The sequence below is a fragment of the Corallococcus sp. M7 genome, assembly GCF_054512695.1.
Map to the genome: position 1 here is coordinate 9180944 of NZ_CM137252.1, position 12418 is coordinate 9193361.

A 12418-nucleotide genomic window follows, 5' to 3' on the forward strand; every position below is an offset into this window, starting at 1 on the left:
TTTGCGTCCTACGGAACAGGGCCGGCGAAGGAGGTGAAGAAGGGCGGCCGCTTGAGGCCCGCGCCACAGTCGGGCGTCAGGCCCTCCACGCTGCCGCGCGTGAGCAGGTCCGCCATCAGCGTGCGCGCGCAGTCCGCGCCCACCGTGTTGTGGCCCAGCCCCGGCACCACCACGTGCAGGCTGTGCGTGAGCGTCCGCTTCGCCTCCTCGCCCCAGGGCGGCGGCGTCACGGGGTCCAGCTCGCCGGACAGCAGCAGCGTGGGGATGTCCGACTTCACGGGCTCGCGGAAGCTCTTGGGTACGTTCGACTCGGGCCACTTCGCGCACGCGCGCTTGAGCTCCTGCGCCATGCGAGGGCCGAACCAGGTGCCCTTCGCTTCACGCTCGGCGTCCTCCTCCGTGAAGAAGGGCGCGTCCTCCGCGCACACCACCGCGAGGAACATGCCCCGGCTGGTGGTGCGCGCCACCTCGTCGGTGAGCCCCAGCGACAGCGCCACGAAGGGCGTCCAGTCATCCTTCGCGGCGCGGTCCAGCATCAGCGGGACGAGCGACGCGACGTCCGGGCTGTAGAGCAGCGAGAACAGCTCCGACAGGAAGACGCGCCGGGTGAGCGTGAAGTCCTCCGGCACGCCTGTGCGCGGGTGCGCCAGGTGCACCTTCGCGGGGGTCGCCTCCAGCTTCGCGAGCAGCGCTTCCGTGCGGGCGCGCAGGCCCGGATACGCCTTCGCGCAGACGCTGTCCTTCGCGCACGCGTCCATCAGCAGGTCCAGGGCGCGCTGGCCGTCGCGCGCGGCGTACAGCGGCAGGTACTGCCCCATGGGAGCCACGCCATCCAGGATGGCGGTGCGCACGCGGTCCGGGTGCTGGCGCATGTACACCAGCGCCGCGCGCGTCCCGTAGGAGATGCCCCACAGGTTCACCTGCCGGTAGCCCAGCGCCGCGCGCACGTCGTCCAGGTCGTCCATGGCGATGGACGTGGTGTAGAGCCGCTCGTCCGCGTCCCAGCCCTTGCGGCACTGGGGAATCACGTCCGCGTCCTCGCGGTCCTCGAAGCGCTCCGCCAGCGACGCGCGCGAGGGGTTCAACGCCTCGCAGTCCAGAGGGTGCGAGTCCCCCGTGCCGCGCTGGTCCACGAACACGATGTCGCGCTGGCGCCGGATGCGGTCCAACGCGGGCAGGATGCGCGTGCGGGACGCCGCCTGGCCGGGGCCGCCCGCGAGGAAGAACAGCGGGTCCTCCTTCGGCTGCGACGCGAGCGCGGGCACCACCACCACGCGCAGCGGGATCTTCCGCCCCTTCGCCGCGGCCCGGTCCTCGAAGACCTCCAGCGTGCCGCAGAGGGTCTGCGCGGCCACCCCGTCCAGCCGGCACGGCTTCAGGTCCATCCGCCGCGTGGAGGCGGCCTCCGCGGTGGAGGACCGGGAGCAGCCCGTGAGTGACAGCGCCGCCAGCACCGCCAGCGAGGCAAGGGGGTGAGACAAGATGCCACCTGTCACGAGGGGCCAACCTCCAGCACGGGGGAGCCCCTGGCGCATACCATTGGCGCACCGAAGGTGCACCCGTCGAAGCCCCGACACGCGCGGCGATTGAATCCGCGCGAACGCGGGGCGTCCTCTGCTACGCCCATGCCCATGAAGAAACGCGCGTTCCTGGTCCTCTTCGCCCTTTCGCTCACCACGCTCTCCGGCTGCGCAGCGCTGCAGAGCCTGCTCAATGGAGCCTTCAAGAAGCCCACGCTGAAGTTCAAGACGGCCCGGCTGGCGAACGCCTCCCTGTCCGACGCCACGGTGGACCTGGTGTACGAGCTGGACAACCCCAACAGCCTGGGCCTGAAGCTGGCGTCGGTGGACTACGCCTTCTTCGTGGAGGGCAAGCAGCTGGTGGCCGGCAAGCCGAAGGAGGGCCTGAACCTCAAGTCCAACGGCAAGAGCCAGATTGTCTTCCCCGCCAACGTGAAGTTCGCGGACATCGCGCCGGTGGTGACCACGTTCCTGGACAAGGACGTGGCGGCCTTCAAGGCGCAGGGCTCGCTGGGCGTCCAGACGCCGCTGGGCGTGCTGCGGTTCCCCCTGGAGAAGGAGGGCACGTTCCCCGTCCCCAAGATTCCCCAGGTGCAGTTCCAGGCGCCGCGCATCACCAACGTCACGCTGAGCGGCGCCACGGTGGAGTTCCCCCTGGCCATCACCAACCGCAACGCCTTCCCCCTGCCGGTGGCGGGCATCACCGGCGCGCTCAAGGTGGCGGGCGCCAACGTGGGCAACCTGTCCACGGGCAACCTGGGCATGCTGGATGGCAGCGGGACGAAGCAGGTGACCCTGCCGCTCACCATCAACTTCGCGAGCGCCGCTTCGGCGGCCATGGCGCTGCGCTCGGGTGGCAATGCGCAGGTGAGCCTGACGGGCAACCTGACGTCGGACGCGCAGTCCGTGCCCCTGAACCTCAGTCAGCTCGTGAATTTCACGAAATAGACAGCAGGGCATGCAGGGAAGCAGGCGGTGCATGGGACACCGGGGATGTTGTCCCCGGGCAGGGGAGCCGTTACGGTTGCGCCGCTTCCCGAGGGCCCCCCATGCGCCGCATCCTCTTCAAGTCCAAGATCCACCGCGCGACGGTGACCCAGGCCGACCTCGACTACGAGGGTTCGGTGACCATCGACAAGGACCTGCTCAAGGCGGCGGACATCCTCCCCTTCGAGAAGGTCGCGGTGTGGAACGTCACGCGCGGCACCCGGCTGGAGACGTACGCCCTGGAGGGCGAGTCCGGCAGCGGTGTCATCTGCATCAACGGCGCGGCCGCGCACCTCAACCAGCCGGGCGACCTGGTCATCCTGGCCACCTTCGCGGAAGTGGAGGAGGCGGAGGCCGCCAACTGGAAGCCCACGGTCGTCTTCGTGGACGGCAAGAACCGGGCGGTTCCCGGCGTCACCGAGGAAATCCCCGGGCCCGCGCGCCGTATCGCGTAGAGACGCCCTCAAGGCACCCCGGCGGCACCTTTTGCCGCTCCCAGCCCTGTCTGCCATGCTTCCCGCCCTTTAACAGCAGGCGCGGGGGCGCGGCGACGCGCGTCCCGGAGGCGATGACGCGATGAAGTGGACGTGGGCGGGCCTGACGGTCCTGGTGGCGGTGGCGGGATGCAAGCAGGTAGGCCCGTATCAGCGCGACCCGAACGAGGAGGACGCGTTCGTCTCCAACGTGCCGGTCATCCGCGCGCCCGCCCAGGACCGCTGCGCGGCGCTGGGGAAGTCCTCCGTGCGCGGCGGCTGTGACGACGCCCTCTACCTGGCCCAGGAGTACGCCCGGCGCCTGTCGGTGGGGGACGAGGTGTGCCTGGAGGGCGGCTTCGGCGAGGAGCCGGGCTCCGCGTGCAAGGCGCGCGCGGCGGTCATCGACACGGGGCCCAACCGGGTGAAGCTGGAGGTGCGCTCGGCGCGCCCGGACTCACGGTGGTTCCAGTCCGAGATGCGACACGCCTGGTACGAAGAGGGCGCGTTGGTGGACCTGTATCTGGCGGACCGGGGTTACTAGAGACGACCGGCCGCGAGCATCGCGGCCCCAAGGAGGAGACGACATGGCCTTCTACGACAGCGTGACGGAGCGGCTGGGCTTCATGAAGAAGCTGTCCCCCGCGGAGATGAAGAAGCTGGGGGCGCTGCGTCTGTCGGACCTCATCCAGGCGGAGATTGGCCGGGCGCGCGTGCGCGTGGCGGCGCTGGAGAAGCGCTACCCGTCCGCGACGACCAAGGAGCTGGCGCAGCGGCTGGTGGACGAGAAGAAGAGCCTCGCGGGCATGGTGGGCGGCGTGAGCGGCGTGTTCGGGCTCATCTCGCTGCCGGCGGACCTGACGTTCATGGCGTACCTGCAGCTCGTGCTGCTCACGGACGTGGCCACGCTCTACAAGGCGAACCTCAAGACGGACCGGGCGCGCGGGGAGCTGTTGGATTTGTTCGGCTACGCCAACGGGCTGGGGCCGCTGCACCGCTCCGGGCCGAAGGTGCTGGGGAAGCTGGCGGCGCTGCTGCTCGCGAAGGGCGGCATGACGACGCTGGGCCGCGCGATGCCGCTCGTCGCCGCGCCCATCACCGCGTACCTCAACAACCAGCACATCCAGATGGTGGGTGAGCAGGCCGTGCGCTTCTACGAAGGCTTCGACAAGGCGCACGCGAAGGCGCGGACCGCGCGGCGCAAGGCGGCGGGCGCGGAGTAACGCGTCCCCACGGAAAATCCCGGTCAGAAACCGGTTCGATATGTCCGTCACGTATTTCCGTTGATGTCTTCGCGGCCCCCGGGGCCGCGGGATGCCGGATGCGACGCACGCGGGGCCTGGACGCGGCGCTTGCTCTCGGCAGGGAGGGATACATGACGGAGCTCTCGGCGGAGGTGCGCGTGCAGGTGGCGCGGTGGCGGAATCTCCTCGTGGACGCGGCCCGCTGCGGCGCGCTGGAGAGTCCCCTGGATGCCCTGAGCCATCCCCACTGGGAGCCTCGGGAGCTTCAGGCCATCTGGTGGCTGCGCTCGGAGAGCCTGCTGCCCGTGGGTGTGCTCGCCATGCGCCTGGGGGGACTCGCCATGCCGCGCCTGAGCCGCCTGGTGGACCGGCTGGAGGACGGCGGCCTCGTGCGGCGGGAGCGCTCGGTGCGGCATGATCGCCGGCGCGTGCGCGTGCGCCTCACCGACGCGGGCCGCGCGCTCGCGGATCAGCTGGATGCGCAGGTGCAGGAGCGCATGGCCCGGCGGCTGGCCCCGCTCCAGGGCGAGACGCGCAGCGCGCTGATGGATGTCCTGGAGCTGTGGGTGCAGGCCCTGACCGTCCAGGCCCGCACCGCCGAGGAAGTCGCCGAGGAGAACACCGATCTGGCCAGCGTCCCCGACGAGCTTCTAACGGCGTCGGCCGCCTGAACTAAAGCCGCACCTCCACGACGCCCGAGCGGCGGCACGCCTCCGCTCCGTCGCCCTCCCAATCCATGGCGTCCCTTTCGTGCACCTGCAAGGGGAGCGCGTTGGACGTCATGGGCCCCATCCGCCACCGGCCCGTGGTGTCCGTCTCTCCGCGCACGGGCGGCAGCGAGGGATTCGCTCCGCCCGCGATGACGACCGCGCCCGCCACCGGCCGCCCCTCGCGGGTGACCCGCACCTCGCACGTGGACACGGCCGCGTCCTCCGGGGACAGCCGCGTCTCCACGTCCGAGGAGTCCTCGCCCGCCCGGGCGGTGCTGCTCGGCCGTGATGCATACGGCGACGACGCCACCTGGATCCGGTACGTGCCGGGCTCCAGCAGGGACACCGCGAGGCTGTCTCCCTCCGGGCGGAACTCCCGCGTGGGCACGACGCTCCACACGCCCCGCGCGTCGCGGCGCTCCAGCAGGTACACCGGATAGGGCGGCGACGTGCGTTCCCTCAACTGCGCCCGCGTGAAGCCATCCATCCGGAGCACCAGCCACCGGTACACCGGCATGCGCCACACCACGTCCACGGTGCCCCGCGACTCCGCCGTCGGCGTGAAGACGAAGTCCCACCACGAGGGCCCCAGGGGCCGTCCCTCGTCCTCCGCCACCTCCCGCCGCACCGTGAAGCGGGTCTCCTGCCACGCCGGCACGTCCGGAATCGTGAAGTGGCCGTCCGGCGCGAGCGGATGCTCCTCGCCACCATCCCCTTGCCGGTACACCGCCGGTCCCAGGGGGCGCGACCCATCGCCCAGCAGCACCCGTCCCCGCAGCGTGACGGTGTCCCCCACGCCCTCGGGGAACAGCTTCGCCACGTCCAGCGACACCGGCGCCACGACTCCCTCGCGCAGGGGGACCTCCACCGGCTCGCTCTGCTTCCCCGAAGGCGTGCGCAACCACAGCCGCAGCGACCGGTCCGGAGGCAGTGGCGCGAGCCGCGTCTCCCCGTCCCTCACCAGGGGCACGGGGGTGTCGTTCTCGAAGGCGTGCATCAACTCCGGCGCCGCCAGCGCCAGCACCGGCAGCAGCATGCTGGCCTCCTCCGCGTCGTCCGGATCCACGCCCCGCTGCATCCGCACGGTGAAGGTGCCCGAGACATCCCGGGCTCCCTCCAGCCGCACACGCACGCCCGTGGGCGGGTGTTCCCGCAGCCGTCCCATGTCCACCCGCCCCGTCACCGGCTGCGTGTCGGGCACATGGTCGCCCCACCAGACCGTGCCATCCGGCGCGTACGCCATCACCTGGTAGCGCGGCGCGGAAGGCACCGCCACCGGCCCCACGACACCGCCCTGCGCGGAAGCGGTGACCGGGGCCTCCACCCACTCCCGCACATTGGCCATGTCCTCCAGGCGCTTGGGACCCGCGCGAGAGATGCGCCGACGGCCCTCCTCCTCCCACCAGCCGCGATCCGATTCGGAGATGAACGCCGCGCCCACGCGCGCCTCGCCCTCGAACGGACGTGAGCCCTCCAGCGTCGCGGTCAGCCACAGGCCCGCGTCCACCGCGGCCTCCACCCGGGGAGCCACCTCCTCCGGCACACCGGCGTCCTCAACCCTCACGGACACGGGAGGCGATGGCGGCGCCAGCGGTGGCGCGGGCTCGGGACGCAGCAGCATCCACAGGCCCACGCCCACGAGCACCGCCACCAACAGCCCGCCTGGCACCTGCTTCACGCGCATCAGTCCGTGTCGCTGTTGGAGTACAGGGACAGCCACACCGGCGCGTGGTCCGACAGCCGGGTGACGTAGTCCACCGGGTTCGCGATGTAGTCGCGGCCCGTGCTGGAGAACTCCGTCACGTAGGTGTCCTGCATCCAGAAGTGGTCGTACGGGTTGGCGTAGCCCCCGGACGTGTTCATCGTCGTGGCCACGTCCAGCTTGCACGTCACCGTGGGCGACAGGCCCTTCAACTGGCTCCAGGACGCGTGGGTGCAGGCCATGTTGTGGTCGCCCACCAGGATGACGTCCTGGTCCGTGGTGCTGGCGGACTGCACGGACGCGAACACGCCGTCGATGGCCTGCGCCTCCAGCGTGCGGTCCGTCGCCGTGCCCCACACCGCGTGCCAGTTGAGGAACGTGTAGTCCGCGCCCGTGGGCACGTGGCGCACCTTCACCACCTGCGGCTCGCGCTCGAACAGGTCCCCCGTGTCCGTCCACACCGTGGAGGACACGAGCGACACCGTGTCCGTCCGGTACAGCACCGCGTAGTGCTCCTTGTAGGACGACCGGCCGATGAGCGGCGTCACCACCGCCTTCCACGTCACCCCGGACACCGTCGTCAGGTTCGTCGCGATGGCCGTCGCCGCCGCCGCGTCCATCACCTCCTGGAGGAACACCAGGTCACAGCCATTGTTCGACGTGCTGTTCGCACCGAACTGGTTCCACACCTGCTTCGCGTCATCCAGGTAGGTCTGCTCGGCCGCCCATCCCTCGTGGCGGAGGTTCCAGCTCACCACCCGGAGATACGAGCCCGCCTGCGCCAACGCGGGGAGCACCAGCACGGACAACACCAGGACGCGCGACAAGAAGGACGACCCTCTCATTTCACGGCACCTCCACAGGCCTGCGGGAGAAAAGCGCCCCATCTTCGGCATGCCAGCGCCCCAGGAACAGCCCTCCTTCGTGGAATCGAGGTGACAGCCCTCCCCCGCACGACACTCCCCAGCCACTTCCCACCAAATGCAACTTGATTGCATGTGGATCACAGTGGCATTTATTGCGGGTCTCTCGCGGGAAGGCGGGATGGCGCGCGCACCGCCACAGGTGCGTCCTGAGGGGAACCCATGAGCCGCATCGTCTGGAGTGTCGGAGGCACGGGGGTCGTGTTGTCGTGTCTCGCGGTGGCCTGGCTCCACCGGCCGCTGGAGACGCCCGCCGAGCCGGTCCTGGCCACCGTGTCCCAGCCGGCGCCCATCCCTCCCCCGAGGGCCGAGGCCGCGCCCCCTCCCGTCGCGCCCGTGCAGGCGTCCGCGCCTCCCGCGCGCGAAGCGGAGGCCGATCCGTCGCCAGAGGCGTTCCTCGACGAGGTGCTGAAGACGAAGGGGCCCGTGCAGCCGGAGCTCCGGGACCGGGAGCGCCGGGTGCTGCCCGAAACGCGCGTGCGGCTGGTGAAGGCTTTGCGCGCGGACCACCCCACGCCGCAGGCCCGCCGTGACGCCGTGCTCGCGGAGCTCACCGCGTCTGGAGACAGCACGGAGCCGTGGACCCGGGATGCCCGCGCCGCGCTGGACACGTGGCACGCGCGCATCGGGCAGGACGTGCGTCCCGTCCAGGCGGAGCCGCCCCACTGCTACGCCGCGGGCTGCGTGACGCGCGTCACCTTCCCGGACGAGGCGTCCTTCCGCGACGCCTGGGAACGCACCTCCCGCCTGTCCCCCAGCGCCAGCGGCGCCCACCTCCAGCTCCCGCCCGAGCGCCTGGCCTCGGGCGAGGTGCGCGTCCCGTGGCTCGTCCTGCGCCCGGACCGCTCCTAGCCCCCGCTCTCACCCGCAGCACCCACCCAAGGAGTCCCCCATGTTGAAGCATGCCCTGCTCGCCGCTGGCGCCGTCGTCCTGCTCGCCGGCTGCGGTACCGAAGAAGCCCCCGCCCCGGAGTCGCAAGCCCCCGTCACCCAGCAGTCGGAGCTGCTCGCCGCCTGCGAGGACACGGAGGAACTGGCGGAGGTCGCCGAGCACTCCTGCATCCACGCTGAATACGGTCCCTTCGAGTCCGTCACCGCCGCGCCCTATGGCGGCCCGTCCTTCGTGGACGTGAGCGTGGGGCACACCGCGTACAACGTCACCCTGCCGGCCATCAGCTACAAGCAGTGGACGCTGGCCTACGCGGGCTCCGTCATCTTCACCCCGGAAGAGTCCACCGAGTACGCCTTCCTCACCTCCGGCTACCGCGCCGTCCGCATCTTCAACGCGGCCACGAACGAGGAGGTCGGCCTCGAGTGCCGCTACCACGTCCCGCAGGAGGTCTGCGGCAACCTGCGCACCGCCGTCACGGCCGACCTGGAGGGCGGCGTGGACTACCGCCTGGACTTCGCGGCGGTCGTTCCCCAGCCCGCCACGTTCCTCCTCATCGTCGAGGAGACGGGCCACGACCACCACGAGGAGTAGTCCCGCGTGAGTGAAGGCCCGTGGACACCTCCAAGGTCCACGGGCCTTCCCAACACCCGAAAACTTCTGTATCTCAGTTGCATCTACATCACAGCTCCCGATGAGGCAGCCCCATGCGTACCCCGTTTCCAGCCCTCCTCCTGGCCGGCGGCCTCGCGGTCCTGACCGCCTGCGGCGGCGACGACGCTCCGCCCGGCACGCCCCAGGAGCAGGGCGACCCATGCGCCCCCAACGGCCACATCCACCGCGAGCCTGACGGCGACTGGTGCCACTGCAACCGGGGCTTCGTGGCCAGCGAAGCGGGCCTGTCGTGCGTGGCGGACCCGAACTACGTGCCGCGCACGGACTTCGACTTCGGGGACAACGGCGAGCACGCCTGCTGGCACGTCACCCACGGCCCCTTCGCCACCGTCACCGCGTCGCCGGAGCGGCAGCCGCGCGTGGACGACTTCCACACGCACTACACCATCCAGTTGCGTCCGGAGAACGGCCAGTCCGTGGGCACCTTCAGCTTCAAGGCCTGGGCGAGCGGCGACTTCATCCTCTACCTGAGCACGCCCGACGTCACCGTCACCGTGAAGGAGGGCGAGCGCGTCGTGGAGCCCCTGGGCACCCAGGCCACGGGCGGCTTCTGCGACGGCCTGAAGCAGATGGTCGGCTACGAGCTGACGGACAAGGTCCAGTACACCGTCACCTTCGGCCCCACCCCGCTGACGAACCTCGGGCTCGTCATCGAGCACCTCCAGTGACGGCCTGAATCGCCCCAGGCCTTATTGCAACAAAGTTGCGTTTACGGCATGAGTGGGTCACCGGACGCACCGGTGGCTTCCTGGCCGCCTGGCACCCCGCCGCGTCCGGCATCCCGAAAGGAAGCACCCATGTTGAAGATGAAGCGCATCGCGCTGGGCGCGTTGTTGTCGCTCGGCCTGACGGCCTGCGGACCGATGGAGGAGGCGCCGGAGGCCTCCTTCGAGGCGCGGGACTCGCAGGAACTGGAGGCCGGTTGCACGTCGCTGGGCACGGGCATCACCACGCACGCGTGCACCCACGCCGGCAACCCCACGGACCACGTGTCCGTCACGGCGAGCGCCACGCGCGTCACCAGCGCGCCCGCCATCAGCACGAAGCACAAGGCGTATGACCTGGCGCTGCCGTCCGGCGCCGAGGGCTCCGTGACGTACGTCCCGGCCACCACCGGTTCCTACGCGTTCTACCGGACGCAGAACGTGGCCTTCACCGTCGTCAACGGCGCCACCAGCGCCACGGTGCCCTCCGCGCTGGCGCACAGCGTGTCGTCCTCGGGGTGCTCGCTCACGTACGTGTCCGTCTACGACCTGACGGCGGGCACGACGTACATCCTCGCGGCGGGGCCGGCGTCCGGCAACGCGCTCACCGTGGTGCCGGAGTTCCTCAACGACACGCGCACGCGCTACTACCAGGACGCGGACGGCGACGGGTACGGCAACAGCTCCGTGTCCGTCCTCACCGCGTGCACGCCGCCCGCCGGCTACACGACGCAGCGCTTCGACTGCAACGACACGGCAGCGAGCGTCAACCCGGGCGCCACGGAGATCTGTGGCAACGGCATCGATGACAACTGCGACGGGTCGCAGTGCTGATCGCCGTCCCCTGACGCGGGCCTGAGCCGGTCCGCTCCCGCGCCGGAGCACCTCACCTCGGAACGGTGCTCCGGCGCGGGCCTTTCCCCGCATGCATGAAGGACTCCCTCGATGCGTCTCTCCTCCGCCACCTTCCTGTTCGCCACCTGCGCCGCCCTCGCGTTGACCGGCTGCGATGACGACGACCCCATCGTCACGCCGGACGCGGGAACGTCGACGGACGCGGGCTCCGATGCGGGCACCCGCACCGACGCGGGGACCGACGCCGGCACGACCGCGTCCACCGCCACCGTCACCACCTCCCGTCCCGCCGAGGGCGAGACGGATGTCTACCCACTGGAGATGTACCTGGACGCGTCCGGACAGACGCCGGTCATCGCCTTCCGCAAGGTGCTGACGCTCACCTTCAGCGAGCCCATGGACCCGTCCGCCGCCCAGGTCACGCTGCACGACCGCACGGACACCACCGCTCCGGCCCGCGTCCTCACCGGCACCTGGTCCGAGGACGCGCGCACGCTCACCGTCACCGTGCCGCGCACCGAGGAGAGCACCCGGCCGCTGGAGGTCTCCACGCACCACGCCCTGGCGCTGGACGCATTGAAGGACGCGGCCGGGCACACGCTGTCAGCGGCCGTCGTGGGCCTGGGCGGTGACACCGCGCTGGACTTCACCACCGGAGAGCGCGACCCGGAGCTGGAGCACGCGTGCACGCACACGCTCGTCAACACGCCGGAGGCGGTCACTGCGGGCCGCACGCCCTTCGACTTCCCGCCCGACACGCAGACCGGCCACGCGCGCTACGACGTCACCCTGCGCCCGGGGGAGGCGGGCTTCGGTGGCTACACGGGCTTCGTCTCCGACCCGGAGAACGCCGAGCACGTCACGCTCTACCTGAACCAGGAGGTCCCCACGAAGGTGACCAACGACACAGCGGGGACGGACGTGGCGTCAGTGCTCGCCCCCGCGCGGTTCATCTGCGCTGGCATCACGCACACGGTGACGTTCACGTCGGAGCCGGGGGATCAGATCCACCTGTTCCAGTTCGGCCCCGTGGCCTCGGAGCACATCCAGTTCGTGCTGGAGCGCGAATAGCAATCCCACACAGCCCGCGGGGAGGGCGTGCGTCCACCAGGACAAGGTGAGCCTCCCCGCCGGTCCAATGCCGCATGAAGGGCTGCCCGCTACGGTGACGGTATCTCTCGGATCCGGAGGCCTCCCGCATGCGCCACGCCGCTACCCGAAGGACGCTCGCCCCCTACGAGGAAGTGCAGACGTTGCCCCACTACCTCGTGGGCGAAGCACTGGATGGCGTCCTCTACGTCTCGTCGCCGCCCATCGCGCGCAAGCAGGGAATGACGCCGCTCCTGGGCCGCGCGCCGGAGGGCTGGTGGTGGACCTCCGAGCCCCGGCTGCTGCTGGGTGAGGACGTGCTCGTCCCGGACCTGGCGGGCTGGATGAGCGGACGGCCGCCGACACTGCCGGATGGCTCGTTCATCGACCACGTGCCGGATTGGATTTGCGAGGTGCTGACGCCCGCCACCGCGAAGCTGGACCTGACCATCAAGATGCCGCGTTACGCCCGCGCGGGCATCCGCAACGCGTGGATCATCAACCCCGTGCACCGCGTGGTGGAGGTGTTCCGCCAGGACCGCGAGCGCTGGGTGCTGGTGAACACCTTCGTGGGCGAGGACCGCGTGCGCGCCGACCCCTTCGGCAAGGTGGACCTGGTGCTGGCGCCGTTCTGGACGCAGGTGTGA

The 12418-nt window shown here is 70.6% G+C and carries 14 protein-coding genes; 11 read left to right on the forward strand and 3 right to left on the reverse strand.

Annotated features, from left to right (window positions below):
* Window positions 1-8: 8 nt before the first annotated feature.
* Window positions 9-1535 (reverse strand): alpha/beta hydrolase, encoded by a 1527-nt coding sequence (locus ACX114_RS36885; RefSeq protein ID WP_459292259.1) that lies wholly within the window; start codon window positions 1533-1535, stop codon window positions 9-11.
* A 90-nt stretch (window positions 1536-1625) separates the two neighbouring features.
* Between ACX114_RS36885 and ACX114_RS36890 the strand changes: the two genes are divergently transcribed.
* The 5 genes from ACX114_RS36890 to ACX114_RS36910 all read left to right on the forward strand — a co-directional run bounded on the left by ACX114_RS36890 (window position 1626) and on the right by ACX114_RS36910 (window position 4895).
* On the forward strand, window positions 1626-2468 hold the full coding sequence (locus tag ACX114_RS36890) for an LEA/WHy family protein (RefSeq protein ID WP_459292261.1): 843 nt from the start codon (window positions 1626-1628) through the stop codon (window positions 2466-2468).
* A 101-nt stretch (window positions 2469-2569) separates the two neighbouring features.
* Complete coding sequence (gene panD / locus ACX114_RS36895) at window positions 2570-2962, forward strand: aspartate 1-decarboxylase (RefSeq protein ID WP_014400194.1); 393 nt, start codon at window positions 2570-2572, stop codon at window positions 2960-2962.
* 121 nt (window positions 2963-3083) lie between these two features.
* A complete protein-coding gene (locus tag ACX114_RS36900) occupies window positions 3084-3524 on the forward strand; it encodes a hypothetical protein (protein WP_459292264.1) in 441 nt (146 codons plus the stop codon).
* 43 nt (window positions 3525-3567) lie between these two features.
* The gene (locus tag ACX114_RS36905; protein WP_459292266.1) at window positions 3568-4203 is read left to right on the forward strand and encodes an EcsC family protein; all 636 of its coding nucleotides are present in this window, start codon (window positions 3568-3570) and stop codon (window positions 4201-4203) included.
* A 152-nt stretch (window positions 4204-4355) separates the two neighbouring features.
* Window positions 4356-4895, forward strand: coding sequence for a MarR family transcriptional regulator (locus tag ACX114_RS36910; protein ID WP_459292268.1), 540 nt, complete (start codon window positions 4356-4358; stop codon window positions 4893-4895).
* Window position 4896: 1 nt separating this feature from the next.
* On the opposite strand, the gene ACX114_RS36915 is transcribed toward ACX114_RS36910, so the two are convergent.
* Both ACX114_RS36915 and ACX114_RS36920 read right to left on the reverse strand, forming a co-directional pair.
* Complete coding sequence (locus ACX114_RS36915) at window positions 4897-6612, reverse strand: carboxypeptidase regulatory-like domain-containing protein (protein ID WP_459292270.1); 1716 nt, start codon at window positions 6610-6612, stop codon at window positions 4897-4899.
* 5 nt (window positions 6613-6617) lie between these two features.
* Window positions 6618-7481 (reverse strand): exonuclease/endonuclease/phosphatase family protein, encoded by an 864-nt coding sequence (locus ACX114_RS36920; protein ID WP_459292272.1) that lies wholly within the window; start codon window positions 7479-7481, stop codon window positions 6618-6620.
* A 240-nt stretch (window positions 7482-7721) separates the two neighbouring features.
* Between ACX114_RS36920 and ACX114_RS36925 the strand changes: the two genes are divergently transcribed.
* From ACX114_RS36925 to ACX114_RS36950, 6 genes are all read left to right on the forward strand, one after another.
* Window positions 7722-8411, forward strand: a complete 690-nt coding sequence (locus tag ACX114_RS36925) for a hypothetical protein (RefSeq protein ID WP_459292273.1) — start codon at window positions 7722-7724, stop codon at window positions 8409-8411.
* Window positions 8412-8451: 40 nt separating this feature from the next.
* On the forward strand, window positions 8452-9042 hold the full coding sequence (locus tag ACX114_RS36930) for a hypothetical protein (protein WP_459292275.1): 591 nt from the start codon (window positions 8452-8454) through the stop codon (window positions 9040-9042).
* A 113-nt stretch (window positions 9043-9155) separates the two neighbouring features.
* Window positions 9156-9791 (forward strand): hypothetical protein, encoded by a 636-nt coding sequence (locus tag ACX114_RS36935; protein ID WP_459292277.1) that lies wholly within the window; start codon window positions 9156-9158, stop codon window positions 9789-9791.
* A gap of 129 nt (window positions 9792-9920) precedes the next feature.
* Complete coding sequence (locus ACX114_RS36940) at window positions 9921-10661, forward strand: putative metal-binding motif-containing protein (protein ID WP_459292279.1); 741 nt, start codon at window positions 9921-9923, stop codon at window positions 10659-10661.
* Between the two features lie 111 nt (window positions 10662-10772).
* Window positions 10773-11753: an Ig-like domain-containing domain gene (locus ACX114_RS36945; RefSeq protein WP_459292281.1), complete on the forward strand. Its 981-nt coding sequence runs from the start codon at window positions 10773-10775 to the stop codon at window positions 11751-11753.
* A 128-nt stretch (window positions 11754-11881) separates the two neighbouring features.
* Window positions 11882-12418: a Uma2 family endonuclease gene (locus tag ACX114_RS36950; RefSeq protein WP_459292283.1), complete on the forward strand. Its 537-nt coding sequence runs from the start codon at window positions 11882-11884 to the stop codon at window positions 12416-12418.

Bases quoted from the DNA above. Each gene is read 5' to 3' on its own strand.
- ACX114_RS36945 (WP_459292281.1), top strand. From the start codon at position 10,773: ATGCGTCTCTCCTCCGCCACCTTCCTGTTCGCCACCTGCGCCGCCCTC.
- ACX114_RS36935 (WP_459292277.1), top strand. From the start codon at position 9,156: ATGCGTACCCCGTTTCCAGCCCTCCTCCTGGCCGGCGGCCTCGCGGTC.
- ACX114_RS36950 (WP_459292283.1), top strand. From the start codon at position 11,882: ATGCGCCACGCCGCTACCCGAAGGACGCTCGCCCCCTACGAGGAAGTG.
- ACX114_RS36905 (WP_459292266.1), top strand. From the start codon at position 3,568: ATGGCCTTCTACGACAGCGTGACGGAGCGGCTGGGCTTCATGAAGAAG.
- ACX114_RS36940 (WP_459292279.1), top strand. From the start codon at position 9,921: ATGTTGAAGATGAAGCGCATCGCGCTGGGCGCGTTGTTGTCGCTCGGC.
- ACX114_RS36920 (WP_459292272.1), bottom strand. From the start codon at position 7,481: ATGAGAGGGTCGTCCTTCTTGTCGCGCGTCCTGGTGTTGTCCGTGCTG.
- ACX114_RS36910 (WP_459292268.1), top strand. From the start codon at position 4,356: ATGACGGAGCTCTCGGCGGAGGTGCGCGTGCAGGTGGCGCGGTGGCGG.
- ACX114_RS36890 (WP_459292261.1), top strand. From the start codon at position 1,626: ATGCCCATGAAGAAACGCGCGTTCCTGGTCCTCTTCGCCCTTTCGCTC.
- panD (WP_014400194.1), top strand. From the start codon at position 2,570: ATGCGCCGCATCCTCTTCAAGTCCAAGATCCACCGCGCGACGGTGACC.
- ACX114_RS36925 (WP_459292273.1), top strand. From the start codon at position 7,722: ATGAGCCGCATCGTCTGGAGTGTCGGAGGCACGGGGGTCGTGTTGTCG.
- ACX114_RS36900 (WP_459292264.1), top strand. From the start codon at position 3,084: ATGAAGTGGACGTGGGCGGGCCTGACGGTCCTGGTGGCGGTGGCGGGA.
- ACX114_RS36930 (WP_459292275.1), top strand. From the start codon at position 8,452: ATGTTGAAGCATGCCCTGCTCGCCGCTGGCGCCGTCGTCCTGCTCGCC.
- ACX114_RS36885 (WP_459292259.1), bottom strand. From the start codon at position 1,535: ATGCGCCAGGGGCTCCCCCGTGCTGGAGGTTGGCCCCTCGTGACAGGT.